Raw genomic sequence first — 15,483 nt, 5'->3', positions numbered from 1 at the left:
GTTACCGGTGGTTGCCGGGACCTGCCTGACGCGTCGCTCCGACGGCCCCCGGCGCCGGGCTCAGGCTGGGCAGGCGGTGCCGTCGGCTGGAAGTTTGCCGTCCTTCAGGTAGTCGAGCACCGCCCGCTGCGCGCACGCGGAATGCGTGGACACCGGATGGCCGTAGCCCTGCCAGGACAGCGCCGCGTTACGTGCGCCCGCCGATCGGAGTGCGCCGGTCACCGACGATTGACCGGCGTTGCCGACGACCGGATCGGCGACCCCGCCCAGCACGAGCACCGGGAGACCGAGCTTCTCCGGCAGCGGGGGCGCGGTCGACACCGGCCAGGCCGCGCACTCCATCAGGGCGATGGCCGCGGCCTTGCCGAAGACGGGGTATTTGCCAGCCCAGGTGTTCGACAGTTCGGTGGCCTTGTCCGGCGTGGGCGGCAGCTGTGTGTCGGTGCACCGGTTGACGAACTGGCCGTCGTTCTCGGTGGCCGCGGTTTCGCGCGTGATCAGGTTGCTCAATGCTCCTCGGTCCCCGCGCCCTGCCGCGGCGAGGGCGTCGGACAGTTCGGCCACCCGGTTGACCTGGTCGGCTCGGGGACTGCCGAGGAAGCCCGACAGCGCGGTGAGCAACGCGTTCGCCGAAATGTCGCCGAGCCCGCCCGTCCCGGCCCGGTTCACCAGATCGGTGACCGCGGCGCGCGGGTCTGCGCCGAGCGAGCAGCCGAGGCCGACGCAGCGCTGGGCGAACGCGGTCAGCGCCGCTTCGGCGCCCTGCACGGTCTGCTCGGCGCGGGTCACGGCGTCGGTGCCGACCGGCTCGGGGGAGTCGAGCACCAATCGGGCGAGGTGGTCGCCGTATTTGCGGGCGTAGCTGAGCGCGACTTTCGCGCCGTTGCCCGTGCCCAGCAGCGTGATGTGCTCCACCTGCCACTGCCTGCGCAACTGCTCGATGTCGTCGGCGGCGTGCGGCGCGTCGAAGGTGCCCTCGTAGGGCTGCAGGAAGTCGCGGCAGGCGATGGTGCCGTCCTGGCTCAGTTTGATCATCTTCGCCACCGGGTCACCCGCGTCCGGTCCGGATTGGGCGTTGTCGGCCAGGCCGCGGCGGATCTCCGGCGGCAGGCAGTCGATCGGCTGCGAGCTGCCGATGCCGCGCCGGTCCACCGCGACGATCGGGCGGGCGGCCAGCAGCGCCGAGGCCGGGCCCGCGGCCAATCCGGCCAGGGTGGCCGACGAGGAGCGATCCGAACCGGAGGTGAGCACCAGCGGCGGCACATCGGTCGGTGTCTGCGGCAGCCGGGCCCGCATCGCGCCCGCGCGGAAGTTCCCCAGCACGGCGCCCGCCGAATCGATCGGGGTGGAGTACTCCGCGCAGTCGAGCACCAAGCCGGCGGGGGCGGGGCCGAGCCCGAGCTGGTCCAGGGTCGGCTGCGTGCACTCCCGCCAGCTGAGGTCGGTCTTGGGCAGCTCGGCGTTCGGCGGCGCGGCGGGTGCCGCGGAGGTCGTCGCGGTGCCCGCCACGGGCGGGCGCTGCACCGCGACGCCGGGACGATCCGACGGTCCCGCGCCGCAACCGGCGGTCACGATCGAGAGGGTGGCGGCAAGCACGGCGGCCCGAGTCCAGCGCATTGCTACAGCCTGCCAGGTTCGGGCGGTTCTTTCATCGACGGGCCCACCGGGTGAGCATCGTGCCGTCGTCGTCCAGCAGGACGTGCGCGCGGGTCATGCGGACGCGGAACTCGTGCGCGGACAGCGAGATTCGCCGCGCGGCGCCGCCGACCAGCAGCGGCGCGGTGGTCAGGCAGAGCTCGTCCACCACGTCGGCCTCCAGCAGTTCGCCGAACAGGTGCGGGCCGCCCTCGGTGAGCACGCGCCGCAGGCCGCGCTCGGCGAGCACGCGCAGCAGGCCGCCGGGTGTCACCGCGATGTCGCCGGCTTCGATCACCTCGGCGCCCGCGTCCGCCAGCCGCTGTTTGCGGTCGGCGGGCGCGGTGGCCGTCGTGATGATCAACGGCGGCACCCGGGTGTCGGTGAGCAGGCGCGCGCCGGGGTCGATCGCCGCGCTCGCCGTGACCACCGCGATCGGCGGCGGCGCGCCGTCGGGATGCCCGCCGATGCCGCGCTCGTGGAAGGCGCGCCTGCGCGCCGAATCCGTGCGGGCCCCGCCGTAGTTCTCCGCGCGCGCGGTGCCCGCGCCGACCACGATCACCTCGGCCAGTTCCCGCAGCAGCATGAACACCGTTCGGTCGGCCGGGGTACCGAGCCCTTCGGTCAGATTCCCGCTGGTGGCGGCGCCGTCGATACTGGAGACGAAATTGGCGCGCACCCATGGCTCCTCGCGTGCGGCGGGGAACGCGTACAACTGCGCGAGGTCGTCCGGGCCGAGTCCTGTGAGCTGGATCGCATTGTGGCTACGCTGCATGAGACCAGATCACACCACGTCTCTAGGCTTCGTCCATGCAAGAACGCCTCGTCGATCGTCACCCGGAGGTCCCGGCCGATCAGCTCGTCGCCCAGATGGTGCCCCCGCCCATGTTCGACGAGGTGAGCTTCGCCTCCTACATCCCCGACCCGAAGGAACCGAGCCAGGCGGCCGCGGTGCGCAAGGCCGAGGAGTTCGCCGGACAGGTCGCGAAGATCAGCAAGGCGGCGCGCAAGAAGAACATCTTCGGCAAGAAGAAGCAGGTCGACGGCGCCGGCCTGTATCTGGACGGCGGGTTCGGCGTCGGTAAGACCCACCTGCTGGCCTCGATCTTCCACAGTTCGCCCGCGCCCAAGTCGTTCGGCACGTTCGGCGAGCTGACCAACCTGGTGGGCGCGCTCGGCTTCGCCAACGCCCTCGAGCGGCTCTCGGGCAACAGCGTGCTGTGCATCGATGAGTTCGAGCTCGACGATCCGGGCGACACCATGCTGGTCTCCCGGCTGCTGACCGAACTGTCCGCGGCCGGTGTCTCGATCGCCGCCACGTCCAACACCTTGCCCGGCCAGCTCGGCGAAGGTCGCTTCGCCGCACAGGATTTCCTGCGTGAGATCAAGAAGCTGGGCGCGATCTTCGAGGCGGTGCGCGTCGACGGGCCGGACTACCGGCACCGCGACCTGCCGCCCGCGCCGGAGCCCGCCGCGCCGGAGGTGCTGGCCGAACGGGCGGCGAACACACCGGGTGCCACCCTCGACGAGTTCGACGCGCTGCTGAAGCACCTGAGCACGCTGCATCCGTCGAAGTACGGCGCGCTGATCTCCGGCGTGTCGTCGGTATTCGTCTCGAACGTGCACCCGGTCACCGATCAAGCCGTGGCGCTGCGCATCGTGGTGCTGGCCGACCGGCTGTACGACGCGAGCGTCCCGGTGACGGTGTCGGGCGCGAAACTCGACGAGATCTTCTCGGCCGAGATGCTCGAGGGCGGTTATCGCAAGAAGTATCTGCGCGCCATCTCGCGCTTGCTCGCGCTGTCGCGATTCGAAGTCCCGGCCTAGCGCGGGCGAATCCCGGCGGATCGCCCAGAAGAACGGAGAGCCGTATGACCCGTCGTTTCCGCGCCCCGGTCGCCATGGCGACGGGTCTGGCGATCGCCTTCGGGCCGGTCGCCGGCGTCGCGCTCGCCGACCAGCCCCCGGCGCCTGCCGTCGTCGCCGATCCCGCGCTGGGGTTACAGGGCGTGCAGAACGCCCGCGACATCGGCGGATATCGCACGGGCGACGGCAGGATCGTGCGCACCGGCCTGGTGTACCGGGCCGGGCAGTTGAACAACGCGACCGCCGCGGATCTGGCCGCTCTGACCGACCGCCGCGTGCGTTCGGTGCACGACCTGCGGACGATGTACGAGCGTGCGCTCGGGCCGGACCGGCTGCCCGCGGGCGCTGTCGCGCACTGGGACGACGTCATCGGTCAGGCGCCGCCGGAAGTCATCGCCACCACGCTCACCGGCGGCGACGGACTGTATCGCGCGTTCATCACCGCGCCAGGTGCGAACGAGGCGTTCGCCGCGGTGCTGCGCGACATCATCGGCGCCGACGGGGCGGTGTTGTTCCATTGCACCGCGGGCAAGGACCGTACGGGCTGGACAGCGGCCGTGCTGCTCACTCTGCTCGGTGTCGACCGGGCCACGGTGACCGAGGACTATCTGCTGTCCAATCGGTATCGCAACGCGAATGCGGACGATCCGCTCAACGGTGTGCAGCAGTCCTGGCTGGACGCCGCCTTCGACCAGGTGGAGCAGACCTACGGCGGTTTCGCCGCGTATGTCCGGGATGGACTGCGACTCGACGACCGCGAGGTCGCGGCCTTGCATGCGCGTTTGCTGGGCTGAGCGCGGCTGCCGGCCGAGCGTCCACTTCGGCTGCCCGTGGTGGTGTCGTCCACTACGATCCCGGCATGACGAAGTTTGAGACATGGGACGGCCTGGAACTCAATTACCGGGTGTGGGAGGGCGAAGGCGTTCCGGTCGTCCTGCAGCACGGCGTGGTCGCCGACACCAACGCGAACTGGATGAGCACCGGTGTGGTCGGCGCCCTCCAGTCCGCCGGGCACACCGTGGTGTCGCTGGACGCGCGCGGCCACGGTCGTTCCGACAAGCCGCACGAGGCGCATCGTTATTCGTGGGAAGCCATGGCGAAAGACGTGCGCGCTCTCTACGACGAGCTGGGCTTCGAGGACGTCGTGCAGGTCGGGTACTCGATGGGCGGGGTGATCTCGCTGATGGTGGCCGCGACCGACCCACGGGTGCGGCGTCTGGTCGTCGGCGGCATCGGGTCGGGTGTGCTGGACTGCGGCGGCGTCGACCGTCGCGTGATCGATCTGCCGGATCTCCAGGCCGCGATGACCGGGGACGGTGCGGGCGCGTCGCCGACCGCGAAGATGTTCCGGGTGCTGGCCGACGCGGTGCGAGCCGACGTGGCCGCCATCCACGCGGTGGCGACCGGTCTCGACGACCGTCCCATCGAGACCTTGGCGGACATCACGGTGCCCGCCCTGGTGCTGGCCGGCGCCGACGACCCGTTCGCCGCCGAGCCCGAGCGGCTGGCCGCGGCCTTGCCGAACGGCACGCTCGTCGTGGTGCCAGGCGATCATCTGATGGCGGTGGTCGGGCCCCGATTCCACACCGCGCTCGTCGATTTCGTGCGGTGAATCAGGCTCGGAAGACCAGGCGCAGCACGTAGTCGTGGTGCAGCTGGGTGCCGACGGTGAACGTCTTGGTGCCCACCTCGGTGAAACCGTGTTTGGCGTAGAAGCGCTGGGCGCGGACGTTCTCCTGATTGACGCCCAGCCAGACGCCCGCGTACCCCTCCGCGCGCGCCCAGTCCAACGCGGCCACCATCAGCGCGGTGGACACGCCGGTGCCGTGATGGCCGGGCAGGACGTACATCTTGCTGATCTCCACCGCCGGGTGCAGCCGGACGGATTCCGCCACCGCCGGGTCGGCAGGGGCGCCCGCGACCAGCATCGCGTAACCGACGATGTCGTCGTCCGCGACGGCCTTCAGCACGATCCGGGCCGGATCGCTCAGATACTCGCCGAAGCGTTCACCGGACAGCACCTCGCTGACGAAGACCTCGATGTCGTCAGGCGTCGCCTCCGGCGGACACGCGAGCGGAAATGTCGCCGCCGCGACGTCGCTCAGGGCTTCGGCGTCCCATAGCCCGGCCCGGTCGACGATGACTGGGAGGTTGCTCATGCGTCCATCAGAGCATACGCTCTGGCGAGAATGTCATTTTCAAATATGTGAGCTATATTTTCGCGATGCTGCTCATGGCAAGGCTGTCCGGGTTCGGACACGGGTTCTCGCCATCGCGCTCGCGCCACCCACCTGATGACCGGGAAGGCCGCCGAGACTTCTTCGGCAGGTGATTCGATCGGCTGCTCGATGTCGAGCGCTGGGCCGGGGTGCGCTACGCGGTGGTGGACTCGACCGAAGGGACGCCCTGAACCCCCGGGCCTGGTGAAAATCGCGAAGCCATACCGCTTTCCGAGCACCAGTGCAAACATACTTCTCATGCTCAAGAATATGGCTTTCAGATCTGTCGGGCCCGTCCACCGGGTCGGTCGCGTGCGCGGCGAACGGCAGCCGACCAGCGCGCCGCTCCGCCTCGCCTGTGCGGTCTTCACAACCACGATCACCGTCGGAGCGGTTCTTGCCGCGGGGCCCGGCGCGGCGCGCGCCGACGAAGGGACCGCGTCGCCCGATCCGGCAGCCTCCGCGGGTTGTGCGGCGCCGGCGGCCGTACCGGGGCGATCGACGTCGCGTTTCACCGCCGGCGACAGGTCCGGCGATTACATCCAGGACGTGCCCGTCGTCGACCCGGGCCGACCGGCGCCCGTCGTGTTCGATCTGCACGGTTACCTCGAGCCCGCCGCGATCGAGCACGTCAGCAGCGGGATCAGTGCGCTGGGCGCCACCGAGGGCTTCGTGACGATCACTCCGCAGCTGGAGCAACCGGGCCTGCCGCGCTGGGATTTCGGCGAGGCCAGCGGCGACGTCGCCTATCTGTCCGAGCTGATGTCTCACGTCGAATCGTCGCTGTGCGTCGACCAGCGCCGGATCTATGTCACCGGTCTGTCGATGGGCGCGTTCACCACGTCCTCGCTGGCCTGTCAGCTGTCGGACCGAATCGCGGCGATCGCTCCGGTGGCCGGTCTGCAGGACTTCGCGTGGTGCCGTCCCGAACGTCCGGTTCCCGTGGTCGCCTTCCACGGCACCGCGGATCCGATCGTCGCCTACACCGGCGGCACGGGCCCGAACGCCAGGTTCTTGCCGAAGCCCGACGGCTCCGGCTCGGTCGTAGCGCCGGACGCCGGGACGGGCCGCCCGGTGATCGACGGACCGGGACCGGAGACCATACCGGCGCAAGCGGCGGCGTGGGCGCGCCGGAACGGTTGCGGAGCCGATCCCGCCCAGCGGCAGATCGCTGCCGACGTGACTGTGGCGAGTTACGAGTGCCCGCCCGGCGCTGCCGTCGAGCTCTACTCGATCATCGACGGCGGGCACACCTGGCCCGGCAATCCGTCCATCGCCTCGCCCGTGCCGCTGGTCGGCACCACCACCACATCGATCAGTGCCAACCGGATCATGTGGGACTTCTTCCGTGCCCACCCACTGGAGGGCACCCTGCGCCGCTGATCGCCACCTCCGGATCGTCCGCGGTGGCCGCGCCACCGCCGTTTCTCCCGCACCGGCCTGCCTTCGGGTTCGAACTCTGTCGGCCATCTGTGGGCTTCGAGGCGAGTTCGACGGCCGCGTTCGCCAGGTGGGGGAGCGGCACCGGCGGTGCCGCGCGGGGCACTCGATGGCAGGACCGAGCGCCCTCGGCCGGTCGTGGAGCAGCTCGCGGCGCGGAGCGACGGCGCCCGAGCGTGGCAACGGCACGCGCCGAACCGCAACGCGCGAGCGACCTGGGCGATCGGACCGATCAGCCCGCGCTCGACACCCGCGGTCGCGAGTGCGGTGCAGTATCGGCGCGAGATCGAGTCGGTCGCCGGACGATCCGCCCGGCATACTGGCCGTGCGGCGTGCCCGATGTCACCATCGAAGGGGCGCAACAACACTGGCGAGCCTAGGAGCGAGCGGATGAGAGAGCTGCCAGCGGATTTCTTCCGCACGCCGTATGCCTTCTACCGGCAGTTGCGCGCCGAGGGACCGGTACACCGGATCCGGTTGCGCACCGGTGTCCGCGCCTGGCTGGTGGTGGACTACGACGCCGCCAAGGACGTACTGCGGCACCCGGACGTCCGCAAGGACCCACGTACCCCGGAGGGCGCCCATGCGCGGCAAGCGGCCGCGGGCAACAGCGGCGTCGCGTCGGTCAATCAGCGCCTGAGCCATCATCTGCTCAACGCCGACCCGCCGCAGCACTCGCGGCTGCGCAAACTCGTCACCCCCGCGTTCGCGCCAGCGCGCATGGAGGCGCTCGCACCACGGGTCGCGGCGATCGCGGACGACCTGCTCGACGCGCTCGACCGCAGGGCGGGCGCGGGGCCGGTCGACCTGCTCGAGGAGTACGCGTTCCCGCTGCCCATCACGGTGATCTGCGAGCTGCTGGGTGTGCCGGTCGAGGACCGCGCGCGATTCCGGGAATGGTCGGCGGCCGTGATCGACACCGCCATGTCCACACCGGAGGGCATGCGCGCCGCGACCGACGCCATCGTCGGCTACTTCGACGGACTGATCGCCCGGCGGCGGCGGGAAGAGCCGGGCGAGGATCTGATCTCGCAGCTGCTGCTCGCCACCGAAGAGGGGGACCGCCTCAGTCACGACGAGCTGATCTCGACGGCGTTCCTGATCCTGCTGGCCGGCCACGAGACCACGGTGAACCTGATCGGCAACACCGTGCTCGAACTGCTCACCGATCCGGCGCGCTACCAGGCGCTGCGCGAGGACCCCACCGGCGTCGCACCGCTGGTGGAAGAGATGCTGCGCTACAACGGACCGGTCAATACCGTCACCCTGCGTTACACCGCCGCGCCGGTCCAACTGGGTGAGAGCGTCATCCCGGCGGGGGAACTGGTGCTGGTCTCGGTAGCGTCGGCCAACCGCGACGAACGGCAGTTCACCGCGCCCGCCACGTTCGATCCGGACCGCGGCGCGCACGGCCACCTGGCCTTCGGCCACGGCATCCACTACTGCCTCGGCGCCGGACTGGCCAGGCTGGAGGCCCGTGTGGCGCTGACCAGGCTGGTGCGACGCTATCCGCTGCTGCGGCCCGCCGTGGACCACGCGGACCTGCGGTGGCGCGAGAGCATCCTGATCCGCGGTCTGCACGAGCTTCCCGTTGTTGCGGTGAGTGCGCCCGCAGTGCGCTGACGAGCGGATTCGGTCGACCGACTTTGCTGCGCGCCGCTGGGGACGTAATCTCCTGCGCATGACAAGCGGAAGCCGCATCGGGATCGTCGGTGCGGGTATCGCAGGTCTCGCCTGCGCGAAAGTGCTGAAACAGGAGGGTTTTCCGGTCGAAATCTTCGACCGCACACCCGATGTCGGTGGCGTGTGGAGTGCGACCCGGCGATACCCGGGACTGCAAACGCAGAACTCCAAGGACACGTATCACTTCTCCGACTTCCCGATGCCCGCGGACTACCCGCGCGTCCTCGACGGGCAGCACATGCAGGCCTACCTGGCCGCCTACGCCGAACACTTCGGGCTGACCGAGCATCTGCGACTGCGCACCGAGGTGGTCGCCGCCGATCCGGTGGACAGCGGCTGGTTGCTGGAAATTCGCGACGAAAGTGGAGTGCACCGGGCCTCTTGTGATCACCTGGTGATCGCCAACGGCGTGTTCAGCGACCCGGCGATGCCGGACTACCGCGGCGCCGACTGGTTCCGCGCGGCCGGTGGGCAGCTGTATCACTCCTCGCAGTTCACCGACCTGGAATCGGTGCGCGGCAAGTCCGTCGTCGTGGTCGGCTACGGCAAGTCCGCCTGCGACATCGCCACCGCAGTGAGCGAGGTCGCGGCGTCCACCTCCGTGGTGGCGCGGCGGCTGTTCTGGAAGATGCCGCGCAAGCTGGCGCGAGTGATCGACTACGAACGGCTGATGCTCACCCGTTTCGGCGAGGCGCACTTCCACTACCTACGGCCGCGCTGGATGGATCGGTTCCTGGACGGCCCGGGCGAATCGGTACGGATCAGCAACTTCGATCTGCTTCAGGAACTGGTCACCAAGCATTCCCGCCTGCGCGAGCTCGGTCTGGTGCCCGAGGGGCGGTTCGAGGAGATCGCCGAGAGCACCGTCAGCCTCACCAGCGAAGGCTTCTACGAGCAGGTGGCCAACGGGCGCATCACGGTGCACCGGGACACGACCATCACCGAGATGGGCGGCGGCCCCAAGGCGGCGCCCGGCGTCCGGCTGTCCGACGGGCAGGTGCTGCAGGCCGACGTGGTGGTGTGCGCGACCGGCTTCCAGCAGCGTGTGCCCTTCCTCACGCCGTACGTCCAGCGCAGGCTGACCGACGAGCACGGCAACTTCCGCCTGCACCGCCAGATCCTGCCGCTGGAGGTTCCGAACCTGACCTTCGCCGGTTACAACTCCTCGGTGATCAGCACACTGAACGCCGAAGTCGCCGCGCACTGGACCGCCGCGCTGCTCACCGGCAGGATCGATCTGCCGCCCGCCGAGCAACTCGCCGAGCAGATCGACGCCCGCCTGCGCTGGATGGAGGAGCGCACGCACGGCCGCCACGCGCACGGCACCGCCGTCACCCCCTTCTCCATCCAGAACGTCGACGAGATGCTCGCCGACCTGAAGTTCCGGCTGCCGCTGCGCACCCGCGCGGCCCAGGTGTTCCGCCGGGTGCGGCCGGAGTCCTACCGTGGGTTGGCCACCCGCCGCAAGCCCGCTGGCCGGCCGGTGCCGCCACCGCCCGCGCCGATCGAAGCGGAACTGCTTCCGTACGACGGCGACAGCGGGCGGGTCAGCCGCTGAGGCGCCGCAGCCCCGGCGTCGCACGGAACGAGGGGGCCGCTCCGCCGCGCCGGTTGTCTGTCCAGTGGGCGATTCCGGTCTCGCTGTGCACTTTTGCATCGACTGCCGAACCCGCCCCGCGTCGGCTGGCGATCCGGGAAGGGCAGCCCGGTAGCGGAGCGGAATGCGGAGGGTCCCGGCGTCGCGTGCCGTCGTCGGCGTCGTCGCCAGGACGGCCATCCCGGCGGCCGTGATCGCACCTTCCCGGATATCCGCTGTTCAAAGAGCTGGCGGTGCTCGGGGTGGTACGCCGCACGAAGCATGGCCGCGCTCGGTCGCGGAGTGTTTCCGCGAGCCCGCTCGGGCATCGCCGCTCCGGTCGACTCGCCCTGGGTTGTCGCGGGCGCAATACCGGGACTCGCTGGTTACGTTGGCGATAATCCAAGGGTGGAAGCGCTGGACATGAATCTCCTCGTGGCCCTGGACGCACTGCTGGACACCAACAGCGTCACCCTCGCCGCGCAGCGCCTACACACCTCCCCGCCCGCGATGAGCCGGACGTTGGCCAAGTTGCGCAGCGTGCTCGGAGACCCTTTGCTCGTGCGCGCCGGACGCAACCTGGTGCCGACACCACGGGCGCTGGAATTGCGATACGAGGTCAGCACGCTGGTCGAGCAGGGGCGCGCGCTGTTGACGCCGCGCAACGAACTCGACCCGGCGGCGCTGCGCCGGACGTTCGCGGTGCAAGCGAGCGACATGGTGCTCACCGAACTGGCCGGGCCCCTGCTGTCGGCGGTGCGGGCGCAGGCGCCGGGCGTGACGCTGCGCTTCCTGCCGGACACACTGGAGGGCACCGCGGCGCTGCGGGACGGACGCGTCGACCTCGAGGTCGGTGTGATCGACCACACCGACCCGGAGACCACCGTGCGCAGGGTGCTCACCGATCGCGTGATCGGCGTGGCCGCCGCCGACCATCCCTTGGTCACCGATCGCGTCACCGTCGCCGCGTACGCCGCGGCGCCGCATCTGAGCATTTCGCGCAACGGCCGGTCACACGGCCCGATAGATGACCGTCTCGCGCTGCACGGCCGCACCCGGCGGGTGGTGGCCACCGTGCCGACCCTGACCAGCGCGCTGTTCGCGGTGCGCGGCAGCGACCTGGTGTGCCCCGCGCCCGCGATGCTGAGCGCCGCCACGCTGCCCGCGATCGGATTGGGCACGTTCGAAATACCGCTGCCGCTGCCCGAACTCGTCATCGGTATGGCGTGGCATCCGCGCAACACCGCCGACGGGGGGCATCGCTGGCTGCGCGATCTCGTCCAAGAGATCCTGCTGCGTTCGGCTGCGGCGGCTCCGCCCAGACGACGACGGGTGAAAGTCGTTCAGGACACCGGCGGCGGGCTGGACAGCCGGTAGTCGGCCGGTCTGCGCTGCGCCTCGGTGCGCTCGGACTGATAGCCGTTCGAAGCCGAGTCGCTCGGCGGTCCGAAGAGATCGGTGCGGCCCAGCGGGGCCGCCGCCGTGCGCTTGAGCTCATCGAGCATGGCCTGCAGCTTGTCCACGTGCGTGTTCTCGACCGGCGTGCGGTCTTCCTCGCTGGCGCGGTGGGCTCCGGTGAGCCCCGTGCCGGGCGCGTCCGACGCCGTCCCGGTCGCCGAGCTGTTGTGACTCGTGCTCGTGGCCGACGCGACGATATTCTCGTACGCGGCGTTCTCGCTGGAAGAGTGCGAGGCCGGGGCGGGTTCGCGTGCCGCCGTGAACGTGTCTTGCTGCCCGGTGCCCGAATCACGTGACGGGGAGGTGAAGGGCGATACGGGTTCCCGCGGCGTCGGTGTGGTGAAAGTCGGCACGGGCTCACGCGACGGAGGGGCGGTGAAGTTGGACGCGGGGTCGCGGGGTGCGGTGAAGCCCTGTCCCGCTGTGACATTCGGCTCCACCGCGGTGACCGTAGGCTCGCGTGGCGGCGTGAAACCGCTCCGAGCGGCGGGATCCGATTCGGCCGCCGCGTGCACCGGCTCGCGCGGGGTGCTCTGCGGCCGGGCGCCGTTGCGGGAAGCCGCCGGTTCACGGGCCTCGACATTGCCCGCGGACTCCGCGTCGACGCGCTCCTGCCGGTGCGCGTTCGACCGGCTCGCGGCCCGGGGCAGCGGCACGGCCGGACGCTGCGGCTGCCGAACCTCCGGCGCCGGGCCGTCGCTGGATTCCAGGCGCTGCACCCGGGAATCGAGACCCGAGATGTCCTGCCCGGCACGGAAAGCCCATGCCTCGAGCTCGGCCAACCGTCCCTCGACCGTTGGTTCGCTCACCACGACCTGTGCGCCATCGATACGGGCTGCCACCGCGTCCAGCTTCTCGCTGACCTCTCGGAGAGCCGACGCGATACCAGACAACATCGCGCCGATCGACTCGCCGGTCTGCTGACCGTGCTCCATCCAGTACCCACTTCCCCGTATCGGCCCAGCTCGCACTCGGCCGGACGATTCTATCCGCCCAGTTGGTCATCCGCGGCTCGCGAAGAATCGGTGGCGCCGCACCGATCCTTGACCCGATCGAAGCAGCCTAGGCCCCCGGAAATACCCCCACGCGGGCGGATTACGCGGCGACCCGGTTTGTCCGGAAACAACGCCGACGCATCTGATCCGTCATTATCCGGCCGAAGCGCGTAGTCCGCGACTCCGCGCCCGGATCGTCGTTCTCGCGCCCGCTCGGGCGGTGGCCGGGCGCGTCGTGGGATGGCGACAATTGTCAATGCGCTGATCCGAACTGTCCGGCGCCGCCCCGTGGCATGATGAAAGTCCTTGTGCCGCAGAGAACGACGCCGATCCTGGTGATCGGTCTCGCGCGTGGCACACCCGAGCGCGGGGTGAAGCGGGCTGGCGAGGTAGCCGAGTCTGACGCACTCTTGATCTATGGCGTAGGTCGCCGGGCCTGCGGTGGTTGTGCAGGGGAGTGGTCGCGTGAGAACGAAGCAGCGGGCGGAAATCGCCTGCGGGCGCCGAGCGATGCTCGCCGAGCTGGGTATCGGGGAGGCTTCCGCCCGTACCCGTGGTGCCAAGGCCGGGTACGCCTGCGGGTGCCCGGAGTGTTCCGCCGCGCAGTGGGATATGCGGCGGCTGAAGTACTGGTTGTGCGGCAGGCTGCTCGCCTACGGGGCCGATGAAGCCGAAGTGGATGGGCGCATCGGCACTCTGCCGGTCGACGTGTACTGGCGCAAGGGTGACCGGGTGTACGCGATCGAGGTGCGCAGCGGCCCGCTCGAGCGCGGGCTCGCCCAGGAGCATACCGAGCGCCTGCGCGCCGCGGGCTGCACGGACGTCCTGTGGTTGTGCCCACCCGGTTACTGGGTGCCGTATCTGCACGCGCTGGGCATCGCGGACTTCGCCCCCGCCGCCTGCGACTACCGTGCGGTCACCGGCGTGCTGGACACGGCGCACGCGATGGCGGCGCCGCGGCGCGAGCCGGTCGAAGTGCGCGAGTTCATCGCGGGCTGGGTGCGCGGCGATTACGTCTGGGGTTATCGGGACGAGAGGACAGGAGGCTGGGCCACCGTGACCGATTGGGAGTACCACACGAAGACGCAGGCCACGGTCATCGCCCGGCAGCGTCAGGAACTGGTCAACCAGCGCACGGCGCTGGCAGTGACTCGGAAGTCGTTGCGGGACAAGCAGAAACACCTGCTGAAGCTGACCACGCGCCTGGAACGCGCGGAGTCGGCCGCGCAGGAGAAGGCCGACGCCCTCGCCGCCGCTCAACGCACGATCGCCGACCACGATCGGCTGGACAAGGCATTGCGCAACACGATCGCCAATCTCGAGGTGACCATCGGCCGCTGGCAGCTGATCACCATCTGCGCGATGCTGCTGATCGTCACGTTCCTCGCGGCGGCGATGGTGGTGCGCTGAGCCGGAAAGGCGCTCGGTCCCAACGCCATTCGTGGCGCAGCACCAGCGCGAGGAAATCCAGCAGTTCCAGGCCGGTCCTCGCGCGCACCTCGCGAAGCGCGGCCCAGTGCACCGGGCCGCGCGCGACGAGGTCGCGCAGCGCCTGCTCGCTCGTGGGGTCCACCGGCCGCGTGGACAGATCCGGGACGCCGATGCGGCTGCCGGTCCAGACCAGCCACCCCCAGCCGTTGGCGTGCGCGTGGGCTCGGGCCGCGGCCGCTTTCACCCGGCTGACGTGGAAGCCGACGTGGCCCAGTGGCGCGACGTCGATCAGCACGGTGCGGCCGTCGGTGAGCCGGGCGACGATACTCGGACAGTGCGTCCGCTGCACTCCGTCGAGGTCGTAGATCACGGCAGCGGGGTGTTCCTGGAAGGTCTCGACCCGGTCGCTGGCATTGAGGATCCACAGCAGCCTGGCTTCCAGGCCGGAGTCGAACGGCACGTCGCGACCGACCTTGTCCAGGTAGAAGCGGCCGCGACCGTCGTCGTCGCTGTCCACGGTGCGCGCGGAGGCCGTGGGCACCGGGGCGGTGGCCACGGAGGCGGCGGCGCCGGGCCAATCGACCTGTCCCAACCAGGGATTCAGCTGACTCGTCGCACGCGGCTCGGCGTCGTGCAGTTTCGCCAAGCGCCGGTTGGTCTTCTTCTGCCAGGCCGCGATGCGCTGGGCGACGAACCCGGCGATCCGCTTGGCGTCCTCGGCCGGATGCCCGGCCAGCCGCAGCTTCAGATACGACAGCTCGGTCGCGGCGATGTCGGTGTCGGTCGCGTACGTCTCCACCAGCAGCGCGCGCACCAGCTGCCGGTCCCTGGCGTCGAGCGGATAGCGCGCGGACAGCACCGCGGCGGCGCGATGCCCGGACAGTTGCGCGGCCCGGATCATCTGCCCGACCGCTTTGGTGTGCAGTTGCCGCACCCGGTCGCGGGAGAGGTCGTAGCGTGCGCCGATCCGGGCCAGCGTCTCGGGCTTCTCGCCACCGACGCCGAGCCGAGCCGTCAGCAGGTCGCCGTCCTTGGCCTTCTGGTCGGCGCGCAGCGCGATCAACTCGCCGATCACCTCGTTGACTTCTTCGAGCTCGAACGAGATGTCGTCGCGCAGGTCGAGCGATTCGGGATCGTCGTCATCGGGCGCCGCTCCCTGCGCGACCTCCGCACTGATCGT

General features: G+C 70.2%; 13 protein-coding genes. 8 read left to right on the top strand and 5 right to left on the bottom strand.

Translation table 11 applies throughout. The features are described 5' to 3' along the window. Positions 1-60 precede the first annotated feature (60 nt). Together ON27_RS17180 and ON27_RS17175 are read right to left on the bottom strand one after the other, a co-directional pair. Complete coding sequence (locus ON27_RS17180) at positions 61-1,617, bottom strand: alpha/beta hydrolase (RefSeq protein ID WP_043727829.1); 1,557 nt, start codon at positions 1,615-1,617, stop codon at positions 61-63. A gap of 31 nt (positions 1,618-1,648) precedes the next feature. Then, positions 1,649-2,410 (bottom strand): pyrimidine reductase family protein, encoded by a 762-nt coding sequence (locus tag ON27_RS17175; RefSeq protein ID WP_043727827.1) that lies wholly within the window; start codon positions 2,408-2,410, stop codon positions 1,649-1,651. A gap of 35 nt (positions 2,411-2,445) precedes the next feature. Between ON27_RS17175 and zapE the strand changes: the two genes are divergently transcribed. The 3 genes from zapE to ON27_RS17160 all read left to right on the top strand — a co-directional run bounded on the left by zapE (position 2,446) and on the right by ON27_RS17160 (position 5,113). Next, a complete protein-coding gene (gene zapE / locus ON27_RS17170; RefSeq protein ID WP_043727825.1) occupies positions 2,446-3,462 on the top strand; it encodes a cell division protein ZapE in 1,017 nt (338 codons plus the stop codon). Positions 3,463-3,506: 44 nt separating this feature from the next. Next, positions 3,507-4,295: a tyrosine-protein phosphatase gene (locus ON27_RS17165; RefSeq protein ID WP_043727822.1), complete on the top strand. Its 789-nt coding sequence runs from the start codon at positions 3,507-3,509 to the stop codon at positions 4,293-4,295. A 65-nt stretch (positions 4,296-4,360) separates the two neighbouring features. Beyond that, positions 4,361-5,113, top strand: coding sequence for an alpha/beta fold hydrolase (locus ON27_RS17160; protein WP_043727820.1), 753 nt, complete (start codon positions 4,361-4,363; stop codon positions 5,111-5,113). Between the two features lies 1 nt (position 5,114). Here the strand turns inward: ON27_RS17160 and ON27_RS17155 are convergent, their stop codons facing one another. Beyond that, complete coding sequence (locus tag ON27_RS17155; protein WP_043727818.1) at positions 5,115-5,660, bottom strand: GNAT family N-acetyltransferase; 546 nt, start codon at positions 5,658-5,660, stop codon at positions 5,115-5,117. A gap of 330 nt (positions 5,661-5,990) precedes the next feature. Here ON27_RS17155 and ON27_RS39910 point away from each other — a divergent pair, with 330 nt between their 5' ends. The 4 genes from ON27_RS39910 (at position 5,991) to ON27_RS17135 (ending at position 11,796) form a co-directional block, all read left to right on the top strand. Beyond that, positions 5,991-7,103, top strand: coding sequence for a CE1 family esterase (locus ON27_RS39910; RefSeq protein ID WP_157227219.1), 1,113 nt, complete (start codon positions 5,991-5,993; stop codon positions 7,101-7,103). A 447-nt stretch (positions 7,104-7,550) separates the two neighbouring features. Continuing rightward, positions 7,551-8,783 (top strand): cytochrome P450 family protein, encoded by a 1,233-nt coding sequence (locus tag ON27_RS17145; RefSeq protein WP_043727860.1) that lies wholly within the window; start codon positions 7,551-7,553, stop codon positions 8,781-8,783. 58 nt (positions 8,784-8,841) lie between these two features. Then, positions 8,842-10,401 carry a flavin-containing monooxygenase gene (locus tag ON27_RS17140; RefSeq protein ID WP_083887629.1) on the top strand — a complete coding sequence of 520 codons (1,560 nt, stop codon included), beginning with the start codon at positions 8,842-8,844 and terminating at the stop codon, positions 10,399-10,401. A 435-nt stretch (positions 10,402-10,836) separates the two neighbouring features. Continuing rightward, positions 10,837-11,796 (top strand): LysR family transcriptional regulator, encoded by a 960-nt coding sequence (locus tag ON27_RS17135; protein WP_083887632.1) that lies wholly within the window; start codon positions 10,837-10,839, stop codon positions 11,794-11,796. Here ON27_RS17135 and ON27_RS17130 read toward each other — a convergent pair. Next, entirely contained in the window at positions 11,763-12,812 is a 1,050-nt protein-coding gene (locus ON27_RS17130; protein WP_043727815.1) for a hypothetical protein, read from the bottom strand. The genes ON27_RS17135 and ON27_RS17130 overlap by 34 nt on opposite strands. A gap of 525 nt (positions 12,813-13,337) precedes the next feature. On the opposite strand from ON27_RS17130, the gene ON27_RS17125 reads away from it, so the two are divergent. Next, positions 13,338-14,282 carry a hypothetical protein gene (locus ON27_RS17125; RefSeq protein ID WP_245559989.1) on the top strand — a complete coding sequence of 315 codons (945 nt, stop codon included), beginning with the start codon at positions 13,338-13,340 and terminating at the stop codon, positions 14,280-14,282. Here ON27_RS17125 and ON27_RS17120 read toward each other — a convergent pair. Continuing rightward, complete coding sequence (locus ON27_RS17120; protein WP_051046701.1) at positions 14,248-15,480, bottom strand: sigma factor-like helix-turn-helix DNA-binding protein; 1,233 nt, start codon at positions 15,478-15,480, stop codon at positions 14,248-14,250. The two genes, ON27_RS17125 and ON27_RS17120, sit on opposite strands and share 35 nt — an antisense overlap. Positions 15,481-15,483: the final 3 nt, after the last annotated feature.

The sequence above is a fragment of the Nocardia asiatica NBRC 100129 genome, assembly GCF_000308415.1.
Lineage (GTDB): Bacteria > Actinomycetota > Actinomycetes > Mycobacteriales > Mycobacteriaceae > Nocardia > Nocardia asiatica.
This window is presented reverse-complemented; position numbering and strand designations above follow the sequence as displayed.

Bases quoted from the DNA above. Each gene is read 5' to 3' on its own strand.
- ON27_RS17140 (WP_083887629.1), top strand. From the start codon at position 8,842: ATGACAAGCGGAAGCCGCATCGGGATCGTCGGTGCGGGTATCGCAGGT.
- ON27_RS17180 (WP_043727829.1), bottom strand. From the start codon at position 1,617: ATGCGCTGGACTCGGGCCGCCGTGCTTGCCGCCACCCTCTCGATCGTG.
- ON27_RS17160 (WP_043727820.1), top strand. From the start codon at position 4,361: ATGACGAAGTTTGAGACATGGGACGGCCTGGAACTCAATTACCGGGTG.
- ON27_RS17155 (WP_043727818.1), bottom strand. From the start codon at position 5,660: ATGAGCAACCTCCCAGTCATCGTCGACCGGGCCGGGCTATGGGACGCC.
- ON27_RS39910 (WP_157227219.1), top strand. From the start codon at position 5,991: ATGGCTTTCAGATCTGTCGGGCCCGTCCACCGGGTCGGTCGCGTGCGC.
- zapE (WP_043727825.1), top strand. From the start codon at position 2,446: ATGCAAGAACGCCTCGTCGATCGTCACCCGGAGGTCCCGGCCGATCAG.
- ON27_RS17145 (WP_043727860.1), top strand. From the start codon at position 7,551: ATGAGAGAGCTGCCAGCGGATTTCTTCCGCACGCCGTATGCCTTCTAC.
- ON27_RS17175 (WP_043727827.1), bottom strand. From the start codon at position 2,410: ATGCAGCGTAGCCACAATGCGATCCAGCTCACAGGACTCGGCCCGGAC.
- ON27_RS17165 (WP_043727822.1), top strand. From the start codon at position 3,507: ATGACCCGTCGTTTCCGCGCCCCGGTCGCCATGGCGACGGGTCTGGCG.
- ON27_RS17130 (WP_043727815.1), bottom strand. From the start codon at position 12,812: ATGGAGCACGGTCAGCAGACCGGCGAGTCGATCGGCGCGATGTTGTCT.